This window comes from Roseivivax sediminis (genome assembly GCF_900112685.1).
GTDB lineage: Bacteria > Pseudomonadota > Alphaproteobacteria > Rhodobacterales > Rhodobacteraceae > Roseivivax > Roseivivax sediminis.
Genome location: NZ_FOMS01000006.1, coordinates 263504 through 288525 on the forward strand (window position 1 = coordinate 263504; position 25022 = coordinate 288525).

The 25022-nt window shown below is 67.1% G+C and carries 28 protein-coding genes and 1 tRNA gene; 17 read left to right on the forward strand and 12 right to left on the reverse strand.

The window, feature by feature from the left end; genetic code table 11:
- Positions 1-13: 13 nt before the first annotated feature.
- Positions 14-817 (reverse strand): nucleoside triphosphate pyrophosphohydrolase, encoded by an 804-nt coding sequence (mazG, locus tag F3H57_RS11660; RefSeq protein ID WP_149756082.1) that lies wholly within the window; start codon positions 815-817, stop codon positions 14-16.
- Between the two features lie 61 nt (positions 818-878).
- On the opposite strand from mazG, the gene F3H57_RS11665 reads away from it, so the two are divergent.
- From F3H57_RS11665 to F3H57_RS11680, 4 genes are all read left to right on the forward strand, one after another.
- Positions 879-2039 (forward strand): M20 aminoacylase family protein, encoded by a 1161-nt coding sequence (locus F3H57_RS11665; RefSeq protein WP_149756083.1) that lies wholly within the window; start codon positions 879-881, stop codon positions 2037-2039.
- Positions 2040-2484: 445 nt separating this feature from the next.
- Positions 2485-3459, forward strand: a complete 975-nt coding sequence (speB, locus tag F3H57_RS11670; protein WP_149756084.1) for an agmatinase — start codon at positions 2485-2487, stop codon at positions 3457-3459.
- 40 nt (positions 3460-3499) lie between these two features.
- Positions 3500-3904 carry a DUF1499 domain-containing protein gene (locus tag F3H57_RS11675; RefSeq protein ID WP_149756125.1) on the forward strand — a complete coding sequence of 135 codons (405 nt, stop codon included), beginning with the start codon at positions 3500-3502 and terminating at the stop codon, positions 3902-3904.
- Between the two features lie 505 nt (positions 3905-4409).
- On the forward strand, positions 4410-5411 hold the full coding sequence (locus tag F3H57_RS11680; protein ID WP_188129667.1) for a YihY/virulence factor BrkB family protein: 1002 nt from the start codon (positions 4410-4412) through the stop codon (positions 5409-5411).
- Between the two features lie 301 nt (positions 5412-5712).
- Here F3H57_RS11680 and F3H57_RS11685 read toward each other — a convergent pair whose 3' ends face one another.
- The 3 genes from F3H57_RS11685 to fabD form a co-directional block, all read right to left on the reverse strand.
- Complete coding sequence (locus F3H57_RS11685; RefSeq protein ID WP_149756086.1) at positions 5713-5946, reverse strand: acyl carrier protein; 234 nt, start codon at positions 5944-5946, stop codon at positions 5713-5715.
- A 276-nt stretch (positions 5947-6222) separates the two neighbouring features.
- Positions 6223-6960: a 3-oxoacyl-[acyl-carrier-protein] reductase gene (gene fabG / locus F3H57_RS11690; protein WP_149756087.1), complete on the reverse strand. Its 738-nt coding sequence runs from the start codon at positions 6958-6960 to the stop codon at positions 6223-6225.
- A 111-nt stretch (positions 6961-7071) separates the two neighbouring features.
- Entirely contained in the window at positions 7072-8004 is a 933-nt protein-coding gene (gene fabD, locus F3H57_RS11695) for an ACP S-malonyltransferase (RefSeq protein ID WP_149756088.1), read from the reverse strand.
- Positions 8005-8197: 193 nt separating this feature from the next.
- Here fabD and F3H57_RS11700 point away from each other — a divergent pair, with 193 nt between their 5' ends.
- Positions 8198-9400 (forward strand): cytochrome b/b6 domain-containing protein, encoded by a 1203-nt coding sequence (locus F3H57_RS11700; RefSeq protein WP_149756089.1) that lies wholly within the window; start codon positions 8198-8200, stop codon positions 9398-9400.
- 76 nt (positions 9401-9476) lie between these two features.
- Here the strand turns inward: F3H57_RS11700 and F3H57_RS11705 are convergent, their stop codons facing one another.
- Together F3H57_RS11705 and F3H57_RS11710 are read right to left on the reverse strand one after the other, a co-directional pair.
- Positions 9477-10064, reverse strand: coding sequence for a YceI family protein (locus tag F3H57_RS11705; protein WP_149756090.1), 588 nt, complete (start codon positions 10062-10064; stop codon positions 9477-9479).
- A gap of 79 nt (positions 10065-10143) precedes the next feature.
- Complete coding sequence (locus F3H57_RS11710) at positions 10144-10422, reverse strand: hypothetical protein (RefSeq protein WP_149756091.1); 279 nt, start codon at positions 10420-10422, stop codon at positions 10144-10146.
- A gap of 241 nt (positions 10423-10663) precedes the next feature.
- Between F3H57_RS11710 and rpsF the strand changes: the two genes are divergently transcribed.
- From rpsF to F3H57_RS11740, 6 genes are all read left to right on the forward strand, one after another.
- Positions 10664-11023 carry a 30S ribosomal protein S6 gene (gene rpsF / locus F3H57_RS11715; RefSeq protein ID WP_149756092.1) on the forward strand — a complete coding sequence of 120 codons (360 nt, stop codon included), beginning with the start codon at positions 10664-10666 and terminating at the stop codon, positions 11021-11023.
- A 25-nt stretch (positions 11024-11048) separates the two neighbouring features.
- Positions 11049-11276, forward strand: a complete 228-nt coding sequence (gene rpsR / locus F3H57_RS11720) for a 30S ribosomal protein S18 (protein ID WP_043765662.1) — start codon at positions 11049-11051, stop codon at positions 11274-11276.
- Between the two features lie 10 nt (positions 11277-11286).
- Positions 11287-11922, forward strand: a complete 636-nt coding sequence (rplI, locus tag F3H57_RS11725) for a 50S ribosomal protein L9 (RefSeq protein ID WP_149756093.1) — start codon at positions 11287-11289, stop codon at positions 11920-11922.
- Positions 11923-12141: 219 nt separating this feature from the next.
- A complete protein-coding gene (locus F3H57_RS11730) occupies positions 12142-12519 on the forward strand; it encodes a helix-turn-helix domain-containing protein (protein WP_149756094.1) in 378 nt (125 codons plus the stop codon).
- Positions 12520-12563: 44 nt separating this feature from the next.
- A complete protein-coding gene (locus F3H57_RS11735) occupies positions 12564-13265 on the forward strand; it encodes an autoinducer binding domain-containing protein (protein WP_149756095.1) in 702 nt (233 codons plus the stop codon).
- A gap of 174 nt (positions 13266-13439) precedes the next feature.
- Entirely contained in the window at positions 13440-14384 is a 945-nt protein-coding gene (locus F3H57_RS11740; RefSeq protein ID WP_316633143.1) for an acyl-homoserine-lactone synthase, read from the forward strand.
- Between the two features lie 74 nt (positions 14385-14458).
- On the opposite strand, the gene tig is transcribed toward F3H57_RS11740, so the two are convergent.
- The 4 genes from tig to F3H57_RS11760 all read right to left on the reverse strand — a co-directional run bounded on the left by tig (position 14459) and on the right by F3H57_RS11760 (position 17568).
- On the reverse strand, positions 14459-15790 hold the full coding sequence (gene tig, locus F3H57_RS11745; RefSeq protein WP_149756096.1) for a trigger factor: 1332 nt from the start codon (positions 15788-15790) through the stop codon (positions 14459-14461).
- 27 nt (positions 15791-15817) lie between these two features.
- Positions 15818-15902: transfer RNA gene (locus F3H57_RS11750), tRNA-Leu, on the reverse strand.
- 129 nt (positions 15903-16031) lie between these two features.
- Entirely contained in the window at positions 16032-16883 is an 852-nt protein-coding gene (locus F3H57_RS11755) for an NAD(P)H-hydrate dehydratase (protein WP_149756097.1), read from the reverse strand.
- A gap of 31 nt (positions 16884-16914) precedes the next feature.
- Entirely contained in the window at positions 16915-17568 is a 654-nt protein-coding gene (locus F3H57_RS11760) for an NAD(P)H-hydrate epimerase (RefSeq protein WP_223163058.1), read from the reverse strand.
- A gap of 167 nt (positions 17569-17735) precedes the next feature.
- Between F3H57_RS11760 and F3H57_RS11765 the strand changes: the two genes are divergently transcribed.
- From F3H57_RS11765 to F3H57_RS11785, 5 genes are all read left to right on the forward strand, one after another.
- The gene (locus tag F3H57_RS11765; protein WP_149756098.1) at positions 17736-18074 is read left to right on the forward strand and encodes a P-II family nitrogen regulator; all 339 of its coding nucleotides are present in this window, start codon (positions 17736-17738) and stop codon (positions 18072-18074) included.
- Positions 18075-18133: 59 nt separating this feature from the next.
- A complete protein-coding gene (glnA, locus tag F3H57_RS11770; RefSeq protein ID WP_149756099.1) occupies positions 18134-19540 on the forward strand; it encodes a type I glutamate--ammonia ligase in 1407 nt (468 codons plus the stop codon).
- A 308-nt stretch (positions 19541-19848) separates the two neighbouring features.
- Positions 19849-20583, forward strand: a complete 735-nt coding sequence (locus F3H57_RS11775) for a hypothetical protein (protein ID WP_149756100.1) — start codon at positions 19849-19851, stop codon at positions 20581-20583.
- 93 nt (positions 20584-20676) lie between these two features.
- Complete coding sequence (locus tag F3H57_RS11780; protein WP_149756101.1) at positions 20677-21492, forward strand: lytic murein transglycosylase; 816 nt, start codon at positions 20677-20679, stop codon at positions 21490-21492.
- 119 nt (positions 21493-21611) lie between these two features.
- Positions 21612-22379, forward strand: coding sequence for a hypothetical protein (locus tag F3H57_RS11785; protein ID WP_149756102.1), 768 nt, complete (start codon positions 21612-21614; stop codon positions 22377-22379).
- 76 nt (positions 22380-22455) lie between these two features.
- Here the strand turns inward: F3H57_RS11785 and F3H57_RS11790 are convergent, their stop codons facing one another.
- Both F3H57_RS11790 and F3H57_RS11795 read right to left on the reverse strand, forming a co-directional pair.
- Positions 22456-23061, reverse strand: a complete 606-nt coding sequence (locus tag F3H57_RS11790) for a biotin transporter BioY (protein ID WP_149756103.1) — start codon at positions 23059-23061, stop codon at positions 22456-22458.
- Positions 23062-23139: 78 nt separating this feature from the next.
- Positions 23140-23610: a DUF6314 family protein gene (locus F3H57_RS11795; RefSeq protein WP_223163059.1), complete on the reverse strand. Its 471-nt coding sequence runs from the start codon at positions 23608-23610 to the stop codon at positions 23140-23142.
- A gap of 85 nt (positions 23611-23695) precedes the next feature.
- Here F3H57_RS11795 and purB point away from each other — a divergent pair, with 85 nt between their 5' ends.
- Positions 23696-25003 (forward strand): adenylosuccinate lyase, encoded by a 1308-nt coding sequence (purB, locus tag F3H57_RS11800; protein ID WP_149756104.1) that lies wholly within the window; start codon positions 23696-23698, stop codon positions 25001-25003.
- The last annotated feature ends 19 nt before the right edge of the window (positions 25004-25022 follow it).

Sequence of the window (25022 nt, forward strand, 5' to 3'; positions counted from 1 at the left end):
CCCTGTCCTGCGCCTACCCCTTCTCCGCTGCCTTCGCCGCGTCCCAGAGCGCGTCCATCTCGGCCAGATCGCTCTCGGACGGCGTGCGGCCGTCGCGCGCCAGTGCCGCCTCGATCGCCCCGAACCGGCGAGTGAACTTGGCGCTGGCCGCGCGCAGCGCCGCCTCTGGGTCGATGTCCATGTGCCGCGCGAGGTTGGCCATGACGAACAGGAGGTCGCCGAACTCCTCCTCACGGTGCGCCGAGCCCTCGGCCTCGCGCAACTCGCGCGCCTCCTCGACGATCTTGTCGATGACCTCGTCAGTCGAGGGCCAGTCGAAGCCGACCCGTGCCGCCCGCTTCTGCAGTTTCACCGCGCGGGTCAGCGCCGGCAGCCCCTGCGCCACGCCGTCCAGGACGCCGGTCTCGGCCCGCCCGGCGCGCTCGGCCGCCTTCACGGCTTCCCAGTCGCGGGTCTGCTGCTCCGCGCTCTTGGCGTTCGATTCGTTCCCGAAGACATGCGGGTGCCGCGCCACCATCTTGTCGGCGATGGCGTTCGCCACATCGTCCAGATCGAACAGCCCGGCCTCGTCCGCCATCTGCGCGTGGTAAACCGACTGGAACAGCAGGTCCCCGAGCTCGCCCTTCAACTCGCCCCACGCCTCGCGCTCGATCGCGTCGGCGACCTCGTAGGCTTCCTCGATCGTGTAGGGCGCGATGGAGGCGAAGTCCTGTGCGATGTCCCAGGGGCAGCCCGTTTCCGGGTCGCGCAGGCGGCGCATGATCTCGCGCAGGCGCGGCATCCCACCCTCGGGATCGAAGACCAGATCGTCCGACATTGCGCGCGCCTCCGTTCTGCGGTTTTCTCGCGCACCTGACCCAAAGCCCGAGGCCTTGTCCATGCCCGTCCTCAACCGCATCGCCGCCTTCGCCCCGGACATGACGGCCTGGCGACGGCACCTGCACGCGCATCCCGAGCTTGGCCTCGAATGCCACGAGACGGGCGCCTTCGTCGCCGCGCGACTGCGCGAGTTCGGCGTCGACGAGGTGCACGAGGGGCTGGCGGAAACCGGCGTCGTGGGTCTGATTCATGGCTCCGGGCCCGGGCCCGTCACCGGCCTGCGCGCCGACATGGACGCGCTGCCGATCACCGAAGAGACCGGCGCGCCCCATGCCTCCACCGTGCCCGGCCGCATGCACGCCTGCGGCCATGACGGTCACACCGCGATGCTCCTTGGCGCTGCGCGATACCTGGCGGAGACGCGCGTCTTTTCCGGCACCGTGGCGCTGATTTTCCAGCCGGCAGAAGAGACCATTGGTGGGGCCCGGATCATGGTGGAGGACGGTGTCCTGGACCGCTTCGGGATCGAGGAGGTCTACGCGCTTCACACCGATCCGGGCAATCCGGTGGGCAAGATCTCCACCCGGCCGGGGCCGATCATGGCGGCGGTGGACGATTTCGAAATCGTCCTGACGGGACGTGGCGGCCACGCCGCCCGCCCGCACGGCACGGTCGATCCGATTCCGGCGGCGCTGGGGACCGGACAGGCGCTTCAGACCGTCGTGTCGCGCAACGCGGATCCTATGGCGCAGATCGTGCTGTCGCTGACGCTCGTGCAGGCGGGATCGGCCACCAACGTCATCCCCGAACGCGCGTGGCTTGCCGGCACGGTGCGTACCTTCGACGCCGCCCTGCGCGATCTGGCCGAACGGCGGGTGCGCGAGATCGTCGCCGGACAGGCGGCGAGCTACGGCGTGGCGGCGGATCTGGACTACCAGCGATCCTACCCGCCAACGGTGAACCACCCGGCGCAAACCGCCTTTGCCGCGGAGGTCGCACGCGAGGTCTCGGCAGAGGTGAACGCGGAGACGGCCCCGGCCATGGGGGCAGAGGATTTCTCCTACATGCTGGAAGCGCGGCCGGGCGCCTATCTCAAGCTCGGCCAGGGCGCGGGGCCGTCGGTGCATCACCCGGCGTTCGATTTCAACGACGAGATCGCCCCCATCGGCGCATCGCTCTTCGCGCGGATCGTGGAACGGCGGCACGGGGCGGCGGGCTGAGGGCTGGTCGTTCGCGTCCCGTCAGCCCAGAGGCTGCACTGCGTGGCGAACAATGCCCAAGCGCGGAATCAAGGCCGAAGGGCGACGAGGGACCGTCGCGCCAGTGGCGCGGCGTAAGCCCGAGGAGCGCGCATCGCCGGGCCGCCCCGCCGGACCGGCGATTGGGTGACGTCTGAGCTTCGCTCCGAGGTCGTGCCAGGGTGGCGGCCAAAAAGCGCTGCCGTTCTACGGTCGGGATAGCCGGACCGCGGCCCGTCGATGCGCGGCTCGCTCCAAGCTCGAACCGGACGGCACGCGCGGAACAGGCACTCGGGGCGCACCGTAGTCCCCGGCGCCTCCCCGCCCGTCCGCCGTCGCCGGCACCGCCAAGGGCTTGCATCGCCGCTTGCGAGCGCGTCTACACGGGGGCGGGCCCAAGGCCCGCACGCGGCAGCGGATGACGGCAATGGCACTCGAAGACGCGAAGCACCAGATCGACCACGCATTCACGCGCGACGACGCGCGCGGTCTGTCCTACGAGAACGCCTTCGCCGGGGCGCCCTCCTTCCTGAGGCGGCGATATACCAAGGATCTTGCCGGCGTCGACGTCGCAGTGACAGGGGTGGCGTTCGACCAGGCGGTCACGCACCGCCCCGGCTGCCGCTTCGGCCCCCGCGCGATCCGCGAGGCGTCGAGCCTGCAGCCTTACGACCCGCCCTACGGCTGGGGCTTCTCACCGCTCGAAGAGTTCGCGGTGATCGATTACGGCGACGTCGCCTTCGACTACGCCAAGGTCGCCTCCGTCCCGCAGGCGATCGAGAATCATGCGCGAAGGATCCTCTCGACGGGCGCGGCCTGCCTGACCCTCGGGGGCGATCATTCCATCACCCTGCCGCTGCTGCGCGCCCATGCAGAGCGCCACGGGCCGCTGGCGCTTCTGCAGTTCGACGCCCATTCCGACAGCTGGGCCGACGACGACCCCGAGCGCATCGACCACGGTACCTTTGTCTACAAGGCGGTGAAGGAGGGGCTGATCGACCCCGCCCGCTCCGTCGCGGTGGGCATCCGGACCGAGAACCCCGACATGCTGGGGGTGAACCTGATTGACGCCCCCGAGGTGCACCGCACCGGACCCGACGCCGTCGCAGCGCGTATCCGCGAGGTGATCGCGGACGGGCCGTGCTACCTGACCTTCGACATCGACGCTCTCGACCCGGCATTCGCGCCGGGCACCGGCACGCCGGTCTGGGGCGGGCTGACATCCGGCCAGGCGGCGCTTATCCTGCGGCAGATTGCCGGGCTCGACATCGTCGGCGGCGACGTCGTCGAGGTGTCGCCGGCCTACGACGTCACCGGCTCGACGGCGGTTGCCGGCGCGCATGTGGCGATGGAAATCCTGTGCCTCTGGGGCTGGACCCGGCGCAAGGGCGCCGGCGCATGACCGGCCCGTGGCATCCAATTCGGGGACATTCGGCTTGAAAATGGTGTTCTGGCTCATCTTGCTCGTGGTCATCGGCGGACTGGCCTGGATCCGGCTGGCCCCGTCCGACCCGGAGGTGTGGCATGTCGATCCGCAGGTGACCGCGGATCAGGACATGGCGACCGGCGTGCGCCGCCGCATTCCGGCCGGTGAGGATACTCTGGAGCGTCTCAACGCCATCATCCTTGCCACGCCGCGAACAGAGCTTTTGGCCGGCAGCGTCGAGGAGGGGCACCTGACCTACGTCACCCGGTCCAAGTGGTTCGGTTTTCCCGACTACACGACGATCGCCCGCAAGGACGACGTAATCGAGCTCTGGGCGCGCCTGCGGTTCGGCCAATCGGACATGGACGTGAACCGTGAGCGGGTCGAGGGCTGGCTGTCGCGGCTCGGTGCCGGCGCCTGAGCAGACGCACTTCGTCCCCGAGGCCGGAAGGGCATCGGCGCCCGGCAGTAGATGGTAGCTGTATCTTCACTGCTTGCAAAAAACGAACCGTATCCCCGAGCTATCGCCCACCCGGCCGCGCCCCGGCGATCGCCACGGTCGAGCGGCCGGGGTCTATGGCGTCCGGATCAGAACGCGTTCAGAGCGTCGCGCCGCACATCCGCCAATCGTCGGGCCGGGGACGGCACGGCGATGCGCGGCGGACGGTCTTCCCTGCGCGCGTGGTCCTTCGGCCCTGGCATCGAAACGTGAAGGCAGGCCGGCGCTTTCCCAATCGGTGCCGGGTCTGAGCCGGGGCCCCCATCGCCATACCGGGACCGGCCCTCCTACGTGAGAGACGCAGCCGCCAAATCCCGTGCTTTCGCGCAACACGTCTTCCCTGCCGGGCCGACGCCACGTCGCCACTGGCGTACGATGCGCTATGTCGCGGCGCAGGACGGCACCTTCCTGCCGAGGACCGGAGCGAATGACGACCAGCGACACCGAGCCCAGAACCGCCCCCCGCTTTCCCGAAGCGGAGCGGCCGCGCGATCTGCCCCGCCGCAGCTGGTGGCGAATCCTGCGCCGCGTCGCGGTGAACACCGGGGAGGACAACATCTCCGTGGTCGCCGCGGGAGTCGCGTTCTACACGCTGCTGTCAATCTTTCCCGCCGCGACCGCCTTCATCTCGCTGGCGGGCTACGTGCTCGACCCGTCCGACCTGACCCAGCAACTCGACCAACTGGCGGGGATGCTGCCGCAGGACGCCGCAACGATCATCCAGGACCAGGTGCTCGAGGTCACCGGCGGCGATCAGACCGCCACCGGGCTCGCCGCGCTCCTGGCGCTGTCGCTGGCCATTTACGGCGCGATGCGGGGCGTCAAGACGCTGATGGCGGGCATGAACATCGCCTATGGCGAGACGGAGAAGCGCAACATCATCGTCATCAACCTCGTCGCGGTCGGGCTGACCGTGGCCCTGCTCTTCGGCGTCATCGTGGCGCTGAACGCGGTCGTGGTGATTCCCGCGATCATGGGCTTCGTCGGCTTCGGCTCCGGTATCGACATGCTGCTGCGGCTGTCGAAATGGGCGATCCTGCTGGCCATGACCGTGTTCGGACTGTCGTTCCTCTACCGGTTCGGGCCGTCGCGACGCCGCCCGCAATGGCGCTGGGTGTCGCCCGGCGCGCTGATCGCGGCACTGCTCTGGGTCGCCGGCACGATCGGCTTTTCCGCCTACGTGCAGAATTTCGGCAGCTACAACGAAACATACGGCACGCTCGGCGGCGTGATCATCCTGCTCACCTGGCTCTGGCTGTCGGCTTTCATCGTGCTCCTCGGGGCGGAGTTCAACGCCGAGATGGAGCACCATACCAGCGCCGATACCACCATCGGCCCGCGTCGGCCGATGGGCGAGCGCGGCGCGGTCAAGGCCGACACGCTGCCGACAGCGGCCTCGCAGGGATCAGACCGTACCCACCCGCGCTGAAGGCGGTCCTGCACCGGTCCCGGAGCCAAGCCGCAGTTCGGCGACACGAACCTCCGAGCGGCAGGGCTCTGGTCCCGCTACTTCCGAAACTCCTTGCAGAGGCGCGCAAGCGTCCGCAAATCGCCGGCCGGTGATGCGCCGCGGCCTGCGGCCCCGAGTTCCGCGCGGGGCTTTTCCCGCCGTCCACTCGCGAACAGAGCCAGCCAGAGGCCGCACGCCAACGTGCGCCCCCGAAAAAGAAACGGGGCGGCACCTTCGATCCGAAGGCCCGCCCCGCGTCACGCCATCGGCGCGCCTGGGATCAGGTCGCGTCCTTGATGAACTTCACGGCATCACCGAAGGTCTGGATGGTCTCGGCCGCGTCGTCCGGGATCTCGATCCCGAACTCCTCTTCGAAGGCCATGACCAGCTCGACCGTGTCGAGGCTGTCGGCGCCCAGATCGTCGATGAAGGACGCGTTGTCGACGACCTTCTCTTCTTCGACGCCCAGATGCTCGACCACGATCTTGCGCACGCGCTCTTCGATGGTGCTCATGTCTTATTCCTCACAATGGTTTCGAGCCGCTCGGACCCGGATTCGTCCATGCCCTGAAGCCGGGCCGGTATGTGTCTTGCCCGCCGCCGCGCGGCGCCTCTGGTTCCTCTGCCTCGGCGCGCGGCCCCGCGCCGCCGGCACCTTCGAGGCGCATGACCGGGCACTGGGACCGTGTCCCCGTAAACGGCACAACCGCCGCCGGGGCCAAAGCTGCCCGCGCCTATAGCATATGGATCGGGGATGGCAAACGCTTTCGCAGTCTGCATTTGAGGCCCGTCACAGCATCGCCATACCGCCGTTCACGTGCAGGGTCGCGCCGGTCACGTAGCCGGCTTCGGGGCTGACGAGGTAGAGTGCGGCGGCGGCGATCTCCTCGGGTGTGCCCATGCGCCCGGCGGGAATCTGGCTGAGCATGTCAGCCTTCTGGTCCGCGGTCAGCTTCTCGGTCATCGCCGTCTCGATGAAGCCGGGGGCGAGCGCGTTCACGGTGATCCCGCGCGGCGCCACCTCGGAGGCGAGCGACTTGGTCATCCCGATCAGACCGGCCTTGGCGGCGGCATAGTTGCCCTGCCCCGGATTGCCGGTGGCCCCCACGATCGACGAAACGTTCACGATGCGCCCCCAACGCGACTTCATCATGCCGCGCAGCACACCGCGTGTCAGCCGAAAGGCCGCCGTCAGGTTGACGTCGAGCACCTGCGTCCAGTCATCGTCGGACATACGCATGAACAGCCCGTCGCGCGTGATACCTGCGTTGTTGACCAGAATGTCGACACCGCCCATCGCGTCGGCGGCCTGCTTCGGCAATGCGTTGACTGCGTCGGCGTCCGACAGGTTGCACGGCAGCACGTTGGCCCGCTCCCCGAGTGTATCCGCCAGTTCGCGAAGCGGCGCCTCGCGCGTGCCAGAGAGCGCCACCGTGGCACCGGCGGTGTGCAGCGCCGTGGCGACGGCACCGCCGATGCCCCCCGAGGCACCGGTCACCAATGCGGTCTTTCCTTCAAGATTGAACATGCGTCACGTCCTTCCTCCCAGTCCGGCGGGAACTATGCGCAGTCGAGGCGCCACTTCGTCAACGATAACCGTGAGAAACATCTATTGTTTACGATCAGGCAACTGCCCGCCTCAGGCGCCGGCGGCGGCGATCACGTCTGCCGGGCTGCCGACGGCGCGCGTGGCGACCGATCGGTCGATACGCTTGACCATACCCGACAGCGCCTTGCCGGCGCCGATTTCCCAGACCTCGGTGACACCCTGCCCGGCCATCCACGCGACACTCCCCCGCCAACGCACGGCGGCGGTGACCTGCGCGACCAGCAGATCGCGGATCGTGGCGGCGTCGCTCACCGCTTCGGCGCGCACGTTGGGAACGAGCGGCACCGCCGGATCGGAGATCGCCACGTCCGCGAGCGCGTCGCGCATCGCCTCGGCCGCCGGTGCCATCAGCGCGCAATGGAAGGGGGCCGAGACGGGCAACAGGAGCGCGCGCTTGGCGCCGCGGCCCTTGGCGATCTCCACCGCCCGCTCTACCGCCGCGCGGTGGCCCGAGACGACGACCTGCGCCGGGTCGTTGTCATTGGCGGCCTCGCAGACCTCGCCCTCGGCCGCCTCCGCGGCGACTTCCTGAACGGATGCGAGGTCGAGACCGAGGATCGCCGCCATCGCGCCGGTGCCGACCGGCGTCGCCTCCTGCATCGCGCGACCGCGAATCCGCAGGAGCCGCGCGCAATCGGCCACGTTCAGCGCGCCCGCCGCCGCCAGGGCGGAGTATTCGCCCAGCGAATGGCCCGCGACGAAAGCGGCATCGGCCACCGCCACGCCCTCGGCCTCCAGCGCCCGCATCGCGGCGAGCGACGTCGCCATCAGCGCCGGCTGGGCATTCCGGGTGAGCGTGAGCTCCTCCGCCTCGCCCTCCCAGATCAGGGCGGACAGCTTTTCGCCCAGTGCATCGTCGACCTCCTCGAAGACCGCGCGGGCGGCGGGATAGGCATCGGCCAGATCGCGGCCCATGCCGATGGTCTGGGCCCCCTGCCCGGGGAATACGAAGGCACGGCTCATCGTGCGGCTCCTCCTGTCGCAGCCTGAGTTTCGCGGTCCTTTACAGGCCCGCTCCGGGCGGCGCAACGGATCGGCACAGGGGCTGTGCAATGGCGCCGATTGCGCATACCGCCCGCCTCATTAAATGCAGCATCCAACGACATTGAACGCTGCACCGCGGCGCCGCCGCATCCTGACCCGGAGGACCCGACAGATGGCCGCCACGAACGCCGCCGACCATTACGGCGCGGTCACCAAGACCCTGCACTGGGCGACCGCCCTCGGCATCATCGCCAACCTTGCCCTGGGACTCGCCGCCGTCTGGGTGCCGACCGATCCCGGCAGCGCGCTGACAGTGAAGACGACGCTCTTCTCGATCCACAAGACGCTGGGCGTGACACTGTTCTTCCTGGCGCTGGCGCGGATCCTCTGGGCCCTGACCCAGCCCAAGCCCGCGCCGCTCCACCCCGAGCGGCCCGCCGAGACGCTGGCGGCCGAGACGGTGCACTGGCTGCTCTACGGCAGCCTTGTCGCGGTGCCGTTGGCCGGCTGGATCGGGCACGCGGCAAGCGAGGGCTTCGCGCCGATATGGTGGCCGCTGGGACAGGGCCTGCCGCTCGTCCCCGCCTCCCCGGCGCTGGCCGAGGGCGCCTGGGCCGTGCATGTCGTGCTGGTCTGGGTGCTGGCCGGGTCCATCGCGCTCCACGTCGCCGGCGCACTCAAGCACCACCTGGTCGATGGTGATGCCACGCTGCGGCGCATGCTGCCGGGCCGCACCCGCGCCGGCGGCACCGCCGGGCGGCCGGGCCACGCCCTGCCCGCAGGTCTTGCGGTGCTGGTCTGGGCCGCCGCGTTCGGCACCGGCGCCGCGCTCGGCACATTTCGGTCCGACGCCGCCGCGCCTCCCGCCCCGGCGCTCGAAGCGGTCGCGTCCGACTGGCAGGTGCAGGACGGCACGCTGGCCATCGCGGTGACGCAGATGAACGACGAGGTCACCGGAACCTTCAACGACTGGACCGCCGACATCACCTTCGAGGATCGGGACAGCCCCGGCAGGGCGGGGTCCGTCACCGTGGAGATCGCGGTCGGGTCGCTGACCATCGGGTCGGTCACGAAACAGGCGACGGGGCCCGACTTCCTCGCCGCGGAGGCCCATCCCCGCGCCACCTTCGCCGCCGACATTCTGCGAACAGAGGATGGTTGGGTCGCCGAGGGTACCCTGTCACTCAAGGGCAGCGAGGTGCGGGTGCAGTTGCCGTTCGATCTGGAGCTGGAGGACGACACCGCGCGCATGTCGGGCAGTACAACGCTTGACCGCCTGGCCTACGACGTCGGGACCGGCACAAGCGAGAGTCAGGTCGGACGCAACGTGCGCGTGGACGTGTCTCTGACCGCAGAGCGCGCTGCCGGGGATTGATCTGCCACGCCTCCACACGAAATACGGCCCGCCGGGATCCCGGCGGGCCGTTCGTCGTCTTGATAGGGCGAACCGATCAGCCTTCGCTGTCGTCGGCCTGCATCGCTTCCAGCGAGATCTCGACCTCTACCTCGTCGCTCACGTAGGGTGCGAACATGCCGAGGTTGTAGTCGGAGCGGATCAGCGTCGTGGTCGCCGAGAAGCCGGCCCAGGGCTCGCCCTCCATCGGGTGCTCGCCTGCCTGGTTCAGCGTGGCGTCGAGCACCACCTCCTTGGTCACGCCGTTCAGAGTCAGATCGCCGGTGATCTCGGCGCTGCTCTCGCCCGTGACCTCGATGCCGGTGGAGGTGAAGGTCACCATGTCGTCCTCTGACGCACCGAAGAAGTCGTCGGACATGAAGTGCTCGAACCGCTCTTCCCAGCCGGTCAGCATGGAACGGACGGGAAAGGAGACCTCGACCGACGAATTTGCCGGCTCCTCCTGGTCGAACATGATCTCGCCCTCGAAGCCAGAGAACATGCCGTAGCCGGTGGAAAAGCCGAGGTGATCGTAGCTGAACACGATCTGGGCGTGCGAGCTGTCGACATCGTAGGCGACGGGTTCGGCCAGTGCGGCGGTGGCGGGCAGAAGCGCGAGCGCGGTGGCCGCAGCGAAACGGGTCATATGGATATCCTCTTGGGTTATGGGCGTTTGCCACGCAAAGAGGTGTCCTTCGCCGCCGCGCGATCAACTCCGTCCGCGCTCACAGACCCTGTTGAGCATTGAACACGGTGCTGCGGCGCGGCGTCGACGCAGCCAGGAGAGACAGGCCCGGCAGGCCAAGGAATACCGACAAGCCCAGCTTGAACGCCGGCATCGCCGGCAGCTGCGCCGGAGCCGCCGCTGCCGCCCACAGCGCCAGCGCGACAGCCACCAACGCCGAACCCGCGACAAGGCTCAAGAGGCGCAGCGCGGCGTGCAGGGGGCGTTCTGCCGGCGACGGATTGCCGGTTCCGTTCGGACGATCTGCGCCATGCGACATCGGGACTTCCCTCTTCTTCCACCTTCTTAAACAATCCCTAACCAAATCGGCGACAATGAGGCACAACCTCGGCGCGAACCTGACGCCCTTCGCCCGATCCCCTTGCGCGGACAGCGCATGTGTGTATACGGGGCCTTCCTTTCGCAACATCACGTCGGAACCCGCGCAGTCTCTCGTGGGCAGGCGCGAAAGGATCCTGATGCCTGTCCTTTGAAATGCGCCAGAACGATACGGAGACCGCATGCCGCTTTACGAGCATGTCTTTATCTCGCGTCAGGACCTGTCCAGCGCGCAGGCCGAAGGCCTTGTCGAACACTTCACCTCCATCCTGTCGGACAACGGCGGCACGCTCGTCGACAGCGAATACTGGGGCGTGAAGACCATGGCCTACAAGATCAACAAGAACCGCAAGGGCCACTACGCCTTCCTGCGCACCAACGCCCCGGCCGAGGCGGTGCAGGAGATGGAGCGCCTGATGCGCCTTCACGACGACGTCATGCGCGTGCTGACCATCAAAGTCGAAGAGCACGAGGAAGGCCCGTCGATCCAGATGCAGAAACGCGACGAACGCGACGACCGCCGTCGCGAACGCCGCAACTGATCACCCGAGAAAAGGAGCATAAACCATGGCAGCAAAACCGTTTTTCCGCCGCCGCAAGGTCTGCCCGTTCTCCGGTGAGAACGCGCCCAAGATCGACTACAAAGACACCAAGCTGCTGCAGCGTTACGTGTCCGAGCGCGGCAAGATCGTGCCCTCGCGCATCACCGCCGTCAGCTCCAAGAAGCAGCGCGAACTTGCGCGCGCCATCAAGCGCGCCCGTTTCCTCGCGCTTCTCCCCTACGCCGTGAAGTAAGGAGAGAGAGATGCAAGTCATTCTGCTGGAACGCGTGGCCAAGCTCGGCCAGATGGGCGACGTCGTTGACGTGAAGCCCGGTTACGCGCGCAACTTCCTCCTGCTTCAGGGCAAGGCGCTGTTCGCCTCGAAAGAGAACATCGCCCGCTTCGAAGCCGAGAAGCAGCACCTCGAGGCCAAGAACCTCGAGAGCCGCAAGGAAGCCGAATCGGTCGGCGACAAGCTCGGTGGCGAACAGTTCGTAGTGATCCGCCAAGCCTCCGACGGCGGCAACCTCTACGGATCGGTGACCACGCGCGACGCGGCCGAGGTCTGCAAGGAGGCCGGCTTCGATGTCGACCGCAAGCAGGTCATCATCCGCGAGCCGATCAAGGAGCTGGGCCTGCACGTCGTCGAGGTGCACCTGCACCCCGAGGTCATCGTGGAAGTCACGCTGAACGTCGCCCGTTCGCCTGAAGAGGCGGAGATCCAGAAGGCCGGCAAGTCGATCCAGGACGTCGCCGCCGAGGAAGAGGCGCAGGCGGAGTTCGAGATCTCCGAGCTTTTCGACGACATCGGTGCCGCGCAGCTCGACGACCTCGAGACCGCGCCGGACCAGGACACCGAATCGGAAGAGCCCGACAACAGCGACGATCCCCGGTACTGATCGGTTCCGGGCTTCTTTCGCGGAGGCAACCCCTCTGCGACAACATGTCGCAAATTAAGGCCGCGCTTTATCTGGCGCGGCCTTTTTGTCTACCCGATTGACTTTTAATTCGTTTACGGCAACAGAGTGTCCGCGCCTCGGCGCTGACCTTGATTAACGTCATGCTTGCTTATTCCGGCGAATTATGGCGGTGTGATACCACCCGAAAGCGAGAGTACAGTGAATTTAGTAGATAAGCATATCGGCGCGCGTGTGCGTGCGCAGCGCCAGGCGCGTGGGCTCACGCAGCGCGACCTGGGTGAACGTTTGGGCGTCCGTTTCCAGCAGATCCAGAAGTACGAGAGCGGGCAAAACCGGATTTCAGCAGCGCAGATGTGGCGCATCTCCAGTGTGCTTGAGATGCCGATCAGCCATTTCTTCGAAGCGCTCGATCTCAGTGAAGCGCAGGAGGCGTCCAATCCGGCGCAAACGCCGCTCAGCCCGGCACAGACACGTGAACTTGCACATATCTTCACAGCTCTGGAGACGTCGCAGCGTGACGCCGTCATGGCCTTCCTGCGCTCGCTTGCGCACGGCAACGAAAATGTGAGAACATGAACGCTCCGTAAGGGCAAACTTTTGCCGCGATCACGTGGAAGGGTATGGACCTTAGAGAGAACCGACCCAACTGCACCCGAGAGGCCCACGTGATCGATTTCCTGAGACGGATTTGCGATCAACACGGATTGGACGATGCCGCTTATGCCGGCGCGAATCCGATTTCGGGTCGCGTCCATGGTTTCATGACGTATTCTGCCGATTGGCAGGCCCACTACGCTCAAAACCAGTTGCACAGGATCGATCCCACTCTGATCGAGGCCCGGCGCTCCATCGCGCCGGTCGACTGGTCACGCCTGGAGCCGAACGAGAACTTCGACAAGGTCTTCCGCGACGCGCACGATTTCGGAATCAGCAATCTCGGTCTCACGATCCCCGTGCGCGGCCCCCTGGGGGACGTCGGCAGCCTCAGCGTGACCAGCAACCTGCCTCGCTCAGAGTGGGAAAAGCTCCGCAAAGAAGTGATCTATCACCTGCAATCCTACGCCGTGAACATCCACGATCAGGTGATGCGCGACGACAAGCTGATGGCAGCGCTCACCGAGCATGCACTGTCCACGCGCGAGATCGAGATCCTGCAATGGATCGCCGCCGGCAAGAGCCAGGCGGATATCGGCGGGATCCTGTCGATCTCGCACCGCACGGTGGAAGTGCATCTGCGCTCCGCCCGCACCAAGCTGAACGCGCTGACCACCGCCCAGGCCATCGGCAGGGCAATCGCGCGGGGACTCATTTACCCCGAGTAAGCGTCCGCTCGAGATGATTGACCGGTGAACACCGGGCGGAACCCCGCCTGTACGGCGCCACCGGTGTCGGCGACGACCCGCTCCCCACGCCACTAACGCTAGGTCATGCCTCCCGATACGGGATTCCCCGAATAGTCCGGGCCACAAGTTTCCGTATTGTTAACGAACTAGCACATGCGCCGGCGGGGGATGCCGGCTGGCACCGCCATCTTGGGCAGTACAAGGGGTACACCAATGATTCTCGTCGTAGACGCGATTAACAAACACAAGTTTCATGACGTCCTGGAAGAAATGTTCCGGCTTCGAGCCCGGGTCTTCGGGGAACGCCTCGGCTGGGAGGTCAACATCGTCGACGGCATGGAACGCGACCAGTTCGACGACCTCGACCCGGCATATGCCATTGGCCTCGACGACGACGGCAATGTCGTCTCCTGCGTCCGCGCGCTGCAGACGACGGGTCCGCACATGCTCTCGGACGTCTTCGCCGACATTCTCGATGGCGAGCCGCCGATTCGCGACCCGCATATGTGGGAATCGACACGCTTTTGCGTCGACACCAAACGGCTCGGCCGTGGCAACGGTCGCGGAAGCGTCAACCATGCCACCTGCGAGCTGATGATCGCTTCGCTCGAGTCGGCCATGAATGCCGGTGTCAGCGACATCGTCACCGTGATCGATCCGGTGATGAACCGCGTGCTCAAGCGCTCGGGGAACGCGCCTTACGACTATGTCGGCAAGACCGTGCCCATGGGCAAGGTGCCCGCGATGGCCGCGCTGCTGGACGCGACCGACGAGCGCGTGTCCGCCATCCGTACCTTTTCGGGCATCGAGTCCGACGTATTTCTGACCGATGAGGAGGGCCGCGCCCTGTTCGACAAATCGCGCACCCCGCAGACCGAGGTCGCAAGCGACACCGTCAGCACGCTTCCGGAACGCGCCGCGAACGACAACCACGGCACCTTCAACGCGCTGACCAGCTATTGCCGCGATCAGCTCAACGCCGCGCGCACGCACGAGGAGCGCGCCGCCGCTCGCGCGCTGGTCCGCAGCATCACCGAGACGGTGTCCGAGAAGGATCGAGTCCGGCTTGAAACGGCGCTCCGGCACATGGCGGACTGAGCGCCCAGGCATCCGAAAAAAACGGCGGCTCGATCGAGCCGCCGTTTTTCTTTGCCGTTCCGCAGACCCGCGCCTCAGACCTCGTCGAGCTCGTCGAGAAGCTTCTGAAGGTCTTCCTTGCCGACCTCGGACTCGGACACCTGGGCGGTCTCGAGGATCACGTCGACGACCTTGTCCTCGAAGATCGGCGCGCGCAGCTGCTGCTGCATCTGCTGGTTCTGGCGCACGAAGTCGAAGAACTGACGCTCCTGGCCGGGGTATTGCCGCGCCTGGTTCATGATCGCCTGGGTCATCTCGGAGTCGGTGACCTGCACCTCGTGCTGGTTGCCGATTTCGGCCAGCAGGAGGCCGAGGCGCACGCGGCGCTCTGCCAGTTTGCGATGCTCCTCCGTCGGCTCGATCTCGCCATGGTCGTGGCCCTGATCGTCCGGGTTTTCTTCGTGGTAGAGCTGATGGGCGATCTGCTTGGCCTCGGCGTCGACGAGGCTCGGCGGCAGGTCGAACGTAACCTTCTCGTCGAGCGCATCCAGCAGGCGGCGCTTGACGACCTGGCGTGCGGCACCCTGGTATTCGGCCTCGAGCCGCTCGCGGATCTGACCCTTCAGCGCCTCGAGATCCTCGGCGCCGAACTTTTTAGCCAGCTCGTCGTTCACCTGAGCCGCGACCGGCTTCTTCACTTCCTTGACGGTCACGTCAAAGACCGCTTCCTTGCCGGCGAGATGCTCCGCACCGTACTCCTCGGGGAAGTTGACCGTGACGGCCTTCTCGTCGCCCTTCTTGACGCCGACGAGCTGCTCCTCGAAGCCGGGGATGAAGGAGTTGGAGCCGAGCACCAGCGGGTAATCCTCCGCCGCGCCGCCCTCGAAGGCTTCACCGTCGACCTTGCCGACGAAGTCGATGACGACCTGGTCGCCGTCCTCGGAGGCGGCGCCCTCTTCGCGCTCCTCGAAGTCCTGCGCCGTCTCGGCGAGGTTGTTGAGCGCCTCTTCGACGTCCTCGTCAGAGGCCTTGGCGACGGGCTTCTCGACCGAGATCTCCGACAGATCGATCTCGGGCACGTCGGGGAGCTTTTCGTAGCTCATCTCGACATGAACGTCGTCGCCTTCCTTCCAGTCCTCGTTGGTCATCTTGACCTCGGGCTGCATGGCGGGGCGATCGCCCGTCTCCTCGAAATGCTGATTCATGGCGCCGTCGATAGCTTCCTGCATCGACTCGCCCAGAATGCGCTGGCCGAACTGCTTCTTCAGCAGCGCCAGCGGCACCTTGCCCTTGCGGAAGCCCTTCATCTCGACTTCGGGCTGAGCCTCTGTCAGCTTTTCGTTGACCTTCGCGTCCAGCTCCTCGGCCGGGAGCTTGATCGCGTAGCCGCGCTTGAGGCCGTCGTTCAGGGTCTCGGTGACCTGCATGTTCGTCCTTGTCCTTCCGTCAACTCTTGGTGCGGGTGAAGGGACTCGAACCCCCACGCCTCGCGGCGCCAGAACCTAAATCTGGTGCGTCTACCAATTCCGCCACACCCGCGAACAGCTTGCGCGGGCGCTCCGCATCGCGCGGGTGCCCGGTTGCCGGGCTCTCTAGCAAAGCGGTGGCGCAAGCGCGAGCGGAAAATGGGGCCGGGTTTCGGGCGCAAGCGGGCCGGCGCCGGGCCGGTCAAAGGCCCAGCTCGCGAAACACGCGCGGCAGCGTCTCGGGCAAATCCTCGGCCACGAGGCCGGGGCCGAATTCGGCCGCGGATCGAGCATGCAACCAGGTGCCGGTGGCGGCAGCCTCCGCCGGGGCGAGGCCGCGGGCGAGCAGGCCGGCGATGAAGCCAGCCAGCACGTCGCCGGTGCCGGCCGTGGCGAGCCAGGGCGTGTCGCCGCCCTCCGCCCCGCCGTGGATCCAGACCGCGCCGCCGGGGGCGGCGATGATCGTCTCACGGCCCTTCAGCAGCACCGTGGTGCCGGCGCGGTCCGCGGCCCCGCGCAGGACGGAGCTCCTCGGCTCCTCGCGGAGCCTCCTCGCCAGGTCCGGGAAGAGGCGGGAGAATTCGCCCATGTGCGGGGTCAGCACGCAGCCTTCGTGCAGCGTTTCGAACAGCGCCTTGGGCGTGTCGGAAAAGGCGGTCAGCGCATCGGCATCCAGCACGGTGGCGCGGCCGGCCGCCAGCGCGGCGGGCACCAGGGCGCGCGCCCGGTCCGGCCCGAGGCCCGGCCCTAGGCAGAGCGCATTCAGCCGCCCGTCTTCCAGGAGCGTCGTCAGCCCGGCACCGTCGTCGACCCGCCGCAACATGATCGCGGTGACCTGCATCGCCACTTCGAGCTGCGCCGCGCCCGGCACGCCGAGCGTCACCAGCCCCGCCCCGACCCTGAGCGCGCCGCGCGCCGCCAGCCGGGCGGCGCCCGTGCGCCCGGCCCCGCCGCATAGCACCAGCGCATGGCCGTGATCGTACTTGTGCGCCTCGGGCGCCTTGCGCAGCGCGTCCAGCGGCAGCGTCTCACGGGTGATGCGGTTCTCGGTCATGGGACGATAGCTGGCATGTCCCGCACCGGGATCAAAGCCCGATATCGCGGACCGCGACGTGCCCGCCCGCGGCCCGGAGCGTAGCATGCACCGGTTTCTCGCGATGGAACGTCACGGTGAGATCGGCCGCGAACACCTCCTCGCCGAGCCGCGCGCCGGTGTCACTGTCATAGCCCGTGGGAATATCGACGGAGAGGCGACGAAGCCCGGCCGGCACATCCGGCGCCGCCTCGAGCCACGGCGCCAGGAGCGCGTCGGCGCTGCGCGTCTGGCCGATCCCGAGCAGCGCATCGACGACCAGGACCGGACCCTCGCCGGCGGCGATCCAGTCCGACAGCGCCTCTGCCGTCCACGGCAGCAGGTCGTCGGCCCCGGACAGCACCCGCTCTGCCATCGCCGCCGCGTCGCCCTTCAGCCGGTCGGGCGTGGTGCTGCAGGCGATCGCCACCCGCCAGCCGCGATCCCGGAGCAGCCGAGCCACGACGAAGCCGTCGCCGCCATTGTTGCCCGGCCCGCACAGCACCAGCGCGCGCTGCGGACCGGCCGCCAGCGCGGGCCATTCGGCCAGCGCCGCCGCCACGACTTCGGCCCCGGCCCGCTCCATCAGCTGAAGCCCGGTCACCGCGCCGCTGCCGATCGCGTCCCGCTCCGCGCGCCGCATTTCTTCTGCCGTCAGGACGTCCATTGCACCCTCCGATTCAGTTTTGCCTATTTAGTGTGCATGTTGCACAAAAAACGGCTTTGCACAGGTTTTGCGCTGGCGCGCCCCCGCCGGTCCCGCTTCAGTCGCATTGTGACGGGCGGGCAGACATGGTCTGACCCCGGAGAGCCAAGACGAGGGAGACACGCGCCATGAAGAAAATCGAGGCGATCATTAAGCCTTTCAAGCTCGACGAGGTGAAGGAAGCGCTTCAGGAGGCGGGCATCCAGGGGCTGTCGGTCGTCGAGGTGAAGGGCTTCGGGCGCCAGAAGGGCCATACCGAACTCTATCGCGGCGCCGAATACGTCGTCGATTTCCTGCCTAAGGTTAAGATTGAGGTGGTGCTCGACGACGCGCTCGTCGACCAGGCGATCGAGGCGATCGTCTCGGCCGCCAAGACCGACAAGATCGGCGACGGCAAGATCTTCGTCACCCCCGTGGAACAGGCGATCCGCATCCGCACCGGCGAGACCGGCTCGGACGCGCTCTGAGCCGCGCGGATCACCCGAAAACCAGCTAACATACAGTTAAGACAGAGAAGGACCCCAGGATGAGCAAGAGTGACGTTCTCAAGCTGATTAAGGACGAGGAGGTCGCCTACGTCGACATCCGCTTCACCGACCCGCGCGGCAAGCTTCAGCACGTGACGCTGTTGGAAGACCAGATCGACGAGGACTTCTTCGACGAAGGCTTCATGTTCGACGGCTCTTCGATCCAGGGCTGGAAATCGATCGAAGCTTCCGACATGAAGCTGATCCCCGATCCGAGCAGCGCCTACATCGACCCGTTCTATGCCGAAAAGACGCTCTGCCTGCATTGCACCGTGGTCGAGCCCGACACCGGCGAGCCCTACGAGCGTGACCCGCGCGGCACCGCCGAGAAGGCCGAGGCCTACCTGAAGTCCTCCGGCATCGGTGATGCGGCCTATTTCGGCCCCGAGGCGGAATTCTTCATCTTCGACGACGTCCGCTATTCCAACACCATGAACAAGGTGTCCTACGAGGTCGACGCGATCGACGCGTCGTGGAACACCGACACCGAGTTCGAGATGGGCAATACCGGCCACCGCCCCGGCGTGAAGGGCGGCTACTTCCCGGTCAACCCGGTCGACCACGGCCAGGACCTGCGTTCGGAGATGCTGTCGACGATGAAGCGCGTCGGCATGAAGGTCGACAAGCACCACCACGAGGTGGCGTCGTGCCAGCACGAGCTCGGCCTGATCTTCTCGTCGCTGACCGACCAGGGCGACCAGCTACAGAAGTACAAGTACATCATCCACAACGTGGCCGAGGCCTACGGCAAGTCGGCGACCTTCATGCCCAAGCCGATCTACGGCGACAACGGCACCGGCATGCACGTGAACATGTCGATCTGGAAGGACGGCAAGCCGCTCTTTGCCGGTGACAAGTACGCGGACCTGAGCCAGGAAGCGCTGTGGTTCATCGGCGGCATCCTCAAGCACGCGAAGACGCTGAACGCCTTCACCAACCCGTCCACCAACTCGTACAAGCGCCTGATCCCGGGCTTCGAGGCGCCGGTTCTGCGCGCCTACTCCGCCCGCAACCGTTCGGGTTGCGTGCGGATCCCGTGGACGGAAAGCCCGAAGGCCAAGCGCGTCGAGGCCCGTTTCCCCGACCCGTCCGCGAACCCCTACCTGTGCTTCGCGGCGCTGCTGATGGCCGGTCTCGACGGGATCACCAACAAGATCGATCCGGGCGAGGCGATGGACAAGAACCTCTACGATCTTCCCCCCGAAGAGCTCGAGGGCATCCCGACCGTCTGCGGCTCGCTGCGCGAGGCGCTGGACGCGCTCAAGGCCGACCACAACTTCCTGCTGGCCGGCGACGTGTTCACCAAGGACCAGATCGACGGCTACATCGAGCTGAAGATGGAAGAGCTGGAGCTCTACGAACACACACCGCACCCGGTGGAATTCGGCCTCTACTACAGCTGCTGATCGCCAATCGAATCGCAAACGTCTGGTACGGGCGCCCTTCCGGGGGCGCCCGTTTTCATGTGGCAACCGCGGCACCGCGACGCGACCTGACAACCTGGAGGGGATTTCGCGTGAGCTCGCAACCTGACCAATTTATTAACGATGTCCGAATTATGCCCAGTTTCCCTGGAAACGGACCGGGTTGCGCCGCATATGGTGCGTCTCGCCCTATACTTTGTCATTGGAAAACACACTTGAGACGCGAATCTCGGGCAGTCTCAGGATCATAAAAGAAACGACCGTACCAGATACCACGGAGCCCCGCCCCCATGCCCGTTCCGAACGTCAAATCCGAGCCGACACCGACCGCCCGTGCCGCGCTGATCCTCGGTGAGGATCTGCACCTGACCGTCCATGCGCTGAGTGGCCTGCTTGCCGATTGCCTGCCGCATATCGACGACGAAGCGCCGGCGCTGCATCACACCCAGACCGGCCTGACCGCCGAGACCGCTATCTTCCGCGTCGACCTCGGTGTCGGCACGCTAGGCGGCTGCGCGCGGCTGAATGTCCACTTGCTCGCCCGCGATCCCGGCGCGGGCGAGGCGGCGTTGCAGGCACGGCTGGCCACGCTGGTGTGGCACCTGCTGTCGCGCGTTCCGGCAGTCGAGGTCGAATGGCTGGAAGCGCGCCATGCGCTGCCGCGCGCGGCTTTTCTCGGCGCGCTCGCGACCGATCTCGATACCCGCGGCCCGGTGGTGCCGCGGCGCGCCATCACCGCGCCGCGCGCCAGCACGCCCCGGCCCGCACACCTGCGACCGATAGGGTCGCGGTCGGAAGGGCGCGCGAGGGGGCGCGCGTCCACCTCGCGCCCTGCCCCCGCGCCGCGCCTGCACGACGAGGACGCCCGCGAGATGCGCGAGATCCTCACCCGCGCCCCCTCGCCCGAGGAGATTGCCGCGGCCGCACCGAAGGCGGGCGGCTCGCCCCACCGCGCCCGGATATTGTCGCTCGGCGTGGCGGCCTGCCAGGTCCTGTTTGCGGTCGCCGTGCCGGGGGTGATGTGACTCCAGAGCAACGCGGCGAGGACCGGATGGCTTAACGCAGGAACGATTCGGCGCTACCGTCGTTTTCTGACGGTTTCCAGCAAGGAGCACTCGATGCGCCGAATCCTATCCGCCTTTTGCCTCACGCTACTGACCGCACCGGCGGCGTGGTCCGCCCAGTGCATCACCAGCCAGGGGGCCTTCAACGGCTACAAACAAGGCCTCGCGCAACAGGCGGCGTCCTCCGGTGTCGGACAGCGCGGCATGCAGGCGCTACAATCCGCGCAGCTCTCTGGCATCACCTGGCGTTTCGAATCGCAGCCCTCCAGCCAGTCGGGCGTCTCCTACGGCGACCCGGCCACCTTCCTTGCCAAGCGATCGGGCGGTTCCGCCCAGGGCTTCATCAATCAGGTCGCGAGCAAGGTGTCGAGCAACGCCAACCTGTTTTCCTCGCTTGAGAACGCCTACGGCGTGCCGGGGTCCGTTCTCGCCACGATCTGGGGGCTGGAGACGAGCTTCGGCGGCTATCTCGGCAAGACGCCGGTGGTTGGCGGCGCGGTGACGCTCGCGTCCTATTGCCGGCGCCATCCGCGCTTCGAAAGCCACGCCATCGCGGCGCTGCAACTTGTCGATCGCGGCGTGATCTCCACCAGCACCCAGGGCGGCCCTTCAGGCGAGCTTGGCCATATGCAGTTCCTCGCCGGCAACTGGGCGCGCTACGGCGTCGACGCCAACGGAGACGGCCGGGCCGACCCGTACAACGCGGTCGACGCGCTGGCCTCTGCCGCGAACCTCTTGCGCAGCAACGGCTGGCAGCCGGGCCAGCCATTCGGGCAGGGCACGCGCAACTTCCAGGTCCTGTCGGCATGGAACGACAGCGGCAACTACCAGCGCGCCATCGCCTACGCGGCGGAGCGTGTCGGCAACTGAACGCCTCCCCGCGGTGCGCTCTGATCTCAGTGTGCCGCGGAAGCTTCCGGCCTTCGACATAATATCTTCCAATTGGCCGGTACTATCAGGGGCAACCCCGCTGACCCCAAGGTCGCCCCATGCCGCATCCGGCCCGCCCCTACGCCACCCTTCTGATCCCGCGCGCCGCGGGCACCGATCCGGCCGTGTTCCTGCGCGGCATTGCGGATGTGCTCAACCATCAGGACGGCGGCGCCGCGCGAATTTCGACCGCGCATTCTGCCGCTGCGGGGAAGACGATCATCGTCCGCGTCACGCGTGAGCAGCACCCGATGCGCGGCGCCCGCATCACCTTCGAGCTTGCTCCGCGCCCTGGCCGCGAGGCGCCGACGTTGAACAGCGCGGTGGCGGTTCTCTCGGATATCGTACTGCGTGCCCTGCCGCTGGTGGAGGCGCAACACGTCGAATGGCTGCAGACGGGAGTCGCGCTCACGCCCGAAGAATTCGTGGCGGCCCAGAGCTACATCTCGCCCCGCCGCGCCGCGCGGCGCGAGGTGTCCGCCCTGCCCGAGACCGACGACAGTATCGACCGGATCGAGCGCAACCTCGCCCAGCTACTCCAGGACGAGGCACAACTCTTCGCGGCTCCTTTGGCGTCGCCGGACCCGGCACCGGAAACCGAGGCGCCGCCCGAACCGGAACCGCGCGAACGCCGTGCCGCAACCTGGCTGCTCACGGCTATGGTCGCCGTAGTCTACTGGCCGATGGCGGCCGTGCTGGCCCTCATCCACGCGCGCCGAGGCACGGATATCCGCCTGTCGATCCATGTGCTTACGCTGGCGGGCACCGGCGAGGTCTTGTTGCAGGCGGGCCTGCTCGACCCGCTGCTGCGCATCGCCGGTCAATAGCCACCAACCCCTCCCAAACGACAAGGGCGCGGCAGGCTACCGCCCACCGCGCCCTTCCTTCAGGCGTCCCGTGCGATCAGGTGCGCGCGCGGCCCACCAGCTTCCACGCCGCCGGCAGCAGCACCGCCGCGAGGGCCAGCTTGATGGCGTCGCCCAGCAGGAACGGCGTCAGGCCCCAGGCGATGATCGGCTCGTTCCAGCCGTAGAGCATGCCCAGCCACAGAAGGCCCGGCACGTAGATCAGAACGTTGCCCAGCAGCATCGCGCCGGCCATCCGCGGCGCAGAGCGGTCCCAGCCGCGCCGCGCGAGCATCCCCAGCAGCAGCGTCGCCGCCACGTAGCCGACGAGGTAGCCGCCGGTGCTGCCGGTCATGTAGGCCAGACCGTTCATCTCCGCCGTCGAGCTCTGAAACACGTCGAAGCCGAGCGCGCCGACGAGCATGTAGCCGATGATCGTCGCGAGGCCGAGCCGGGGGCCGTAGGCTGCGCCGATGGTCAGCACCGCGAAGGTGCCCATGTTCATCGCCACCGGAGAGCCCGGCACCGGCACCTTGATCTTGGCCAGCACGGCGAAGGCCGCGATGCCGCCGATCACCAGTGCCGCCTGCTTCAGGCGCAGCGCAGCGCCTTCGCTGGCGCCGAACGTCTCCACCAGCACGTTTCTCCGGGTTGCCGTGGTCATGGGCTGTGCCTCCGTTGTCGCAAATCCTTGCGCACTCTTCTGCCCGAGCGCCAGCGCTCCGGCAAGTGCTACGAGAGCCTACCCCTCGCGCAACTTCTCACGCACGAACAGCGTCTCCATCCGGTAGTCTTTGCGCGGGCCGGTCACCTCCCAGGTCACGGCCCAGACCGGCCAGTCGGCGAAATCGTAGGTCACCGCGTAGCGGTCGGCGCCACAATCGTGCACGTCCCGCGGCGCCCCCTGGCCAAGCGCGATGCGATGGAACGGCCGGCCGTCGTCGAAGGTCACGGCGATGCCGACCGGATCGGGCAGCCAGACGTAATTCCGTGTGCCCGAGATCGGTCCCTGCCCCGGCAGATACAGTGTCAGCGTCTCGCAATACCGTAACGCCGCGCCGTCGCGCAGAAACTCCACCCGTCCCTCGGCATGGCCCGATTGCCCCCCGCTGCGGTCGGTGATGCGGCGGCTGAGCCGCCAGCAGCCCGCAAAGTCCGGCAGACCGGCAGGCAGACGCACCATGGCGTCGCGGGGATCGGTTTGGTGGTTCAAGCGCTCTCCGTCACTTGTTCCCTGACCTCGGCAAGTCTAAGACCGCGCCCACCGCGTCAACAACCCGTGAAAGGTCCGGTTCCCCATGATCCCCCGATATTCCCGCCCCGACATGGTCGCGATCTGGGCTCCCGAGACCAAGTTCCGCATCTGGTTCGAGATCGAGGCCCATGCCTGCGACGCGCAGGCCGCGCTCGGCGTGATCCCGAAACAGAACGCCGAAGCGGTGTGGAAGGCCGACGGCGTGACCTTCGACGTTGCCCGCATCGACGAGATCGAAGCGGTCACCAAGCATGACGTGATCGCCTTCCTGACGCACCTGGCCGAGATTGTCGGCAACGAGGAGGCGCGCTTCGTGCACCAGGGGATGACGTCCTCGGACGTGCTCGACACCACGTTCAACATCCAGCTTGTGCGTGCCGCCGACATCCTGATCGCGGATCTCGAGGGGCTCCTTGTCGCGCTGAAGCGCCGCGCGTTGGAACACAAGGATACCGTGCGCATCGGCCGCTCGCACGGCATCCATGCCGAGCCGACGACCATGGGCCTGACCTTCGCGCGCTTCTACGCGGAGATGGACCGCAACCTCGCGCGCATGAAGACCGCCCGGCAAGAGGTTGCAACCGGGGCGATTTCCGGCGCCGTGGGCACCTTCGCCAACATCGACCCGAGCGTCGAGGAGCATGTCTGCACCAAGCTCGGCCTGACGCCCGAGCCGATCTCGACCCAGGTCATCCCGCGCGACCGGCACGCCGCCTTCTTCGCCACGCTCGGCGTGATCGCGTCCTCCATCGAGAACGTCGCGACGGAGATCCGCCACATGCAGCGCACCGAGGTGCTGGAGGCCGAGGAGTTCTTCTCGGCCGGCCAGAAGGGCTCCTCGGCGATGCCACACAAGCGCAACCCGGTGCTGACCGAGAATCTCACCGGCCTCGCCCGCCTCGTGCGGTCCATGGCGCTGCCGGCGATGGAGAACGTGGCGCTCTGGCACGAGCGCGACATCTCTCATTCCAGCGTGGAGAGGAATATCGGCCCGGACGCGACGGTGACGCTCGATTTCGCGCTGGCGCGGCTCACGACCGTGATCGACAAGCTGGTCGTCTATCCCGAGCACATGCTGCGCAACATGAACCAGTACAAGGGTCTGGTGATGTCGCAGCGGGTGCTGCTGGCACTGACCCAGAAAGGCGTGAGCCGCGAGGACGCCTATACGCTGGTCCAGCGCAACGCGATGAAGGTCTGGGAAGAGGGCCGCGATTTCCAGACCGAGCTGTCGGGCGATCCGGACGTCACCGCCGTCCTGTCGCAGGACGAGATCGCGGAGAAGTTCGACCACGGCTACCATACAAAGCACGTGGACACGATCTTCGCCCGCGTCTTCGGCACCGCCTAGGACTCGTGCATCGGCCCAT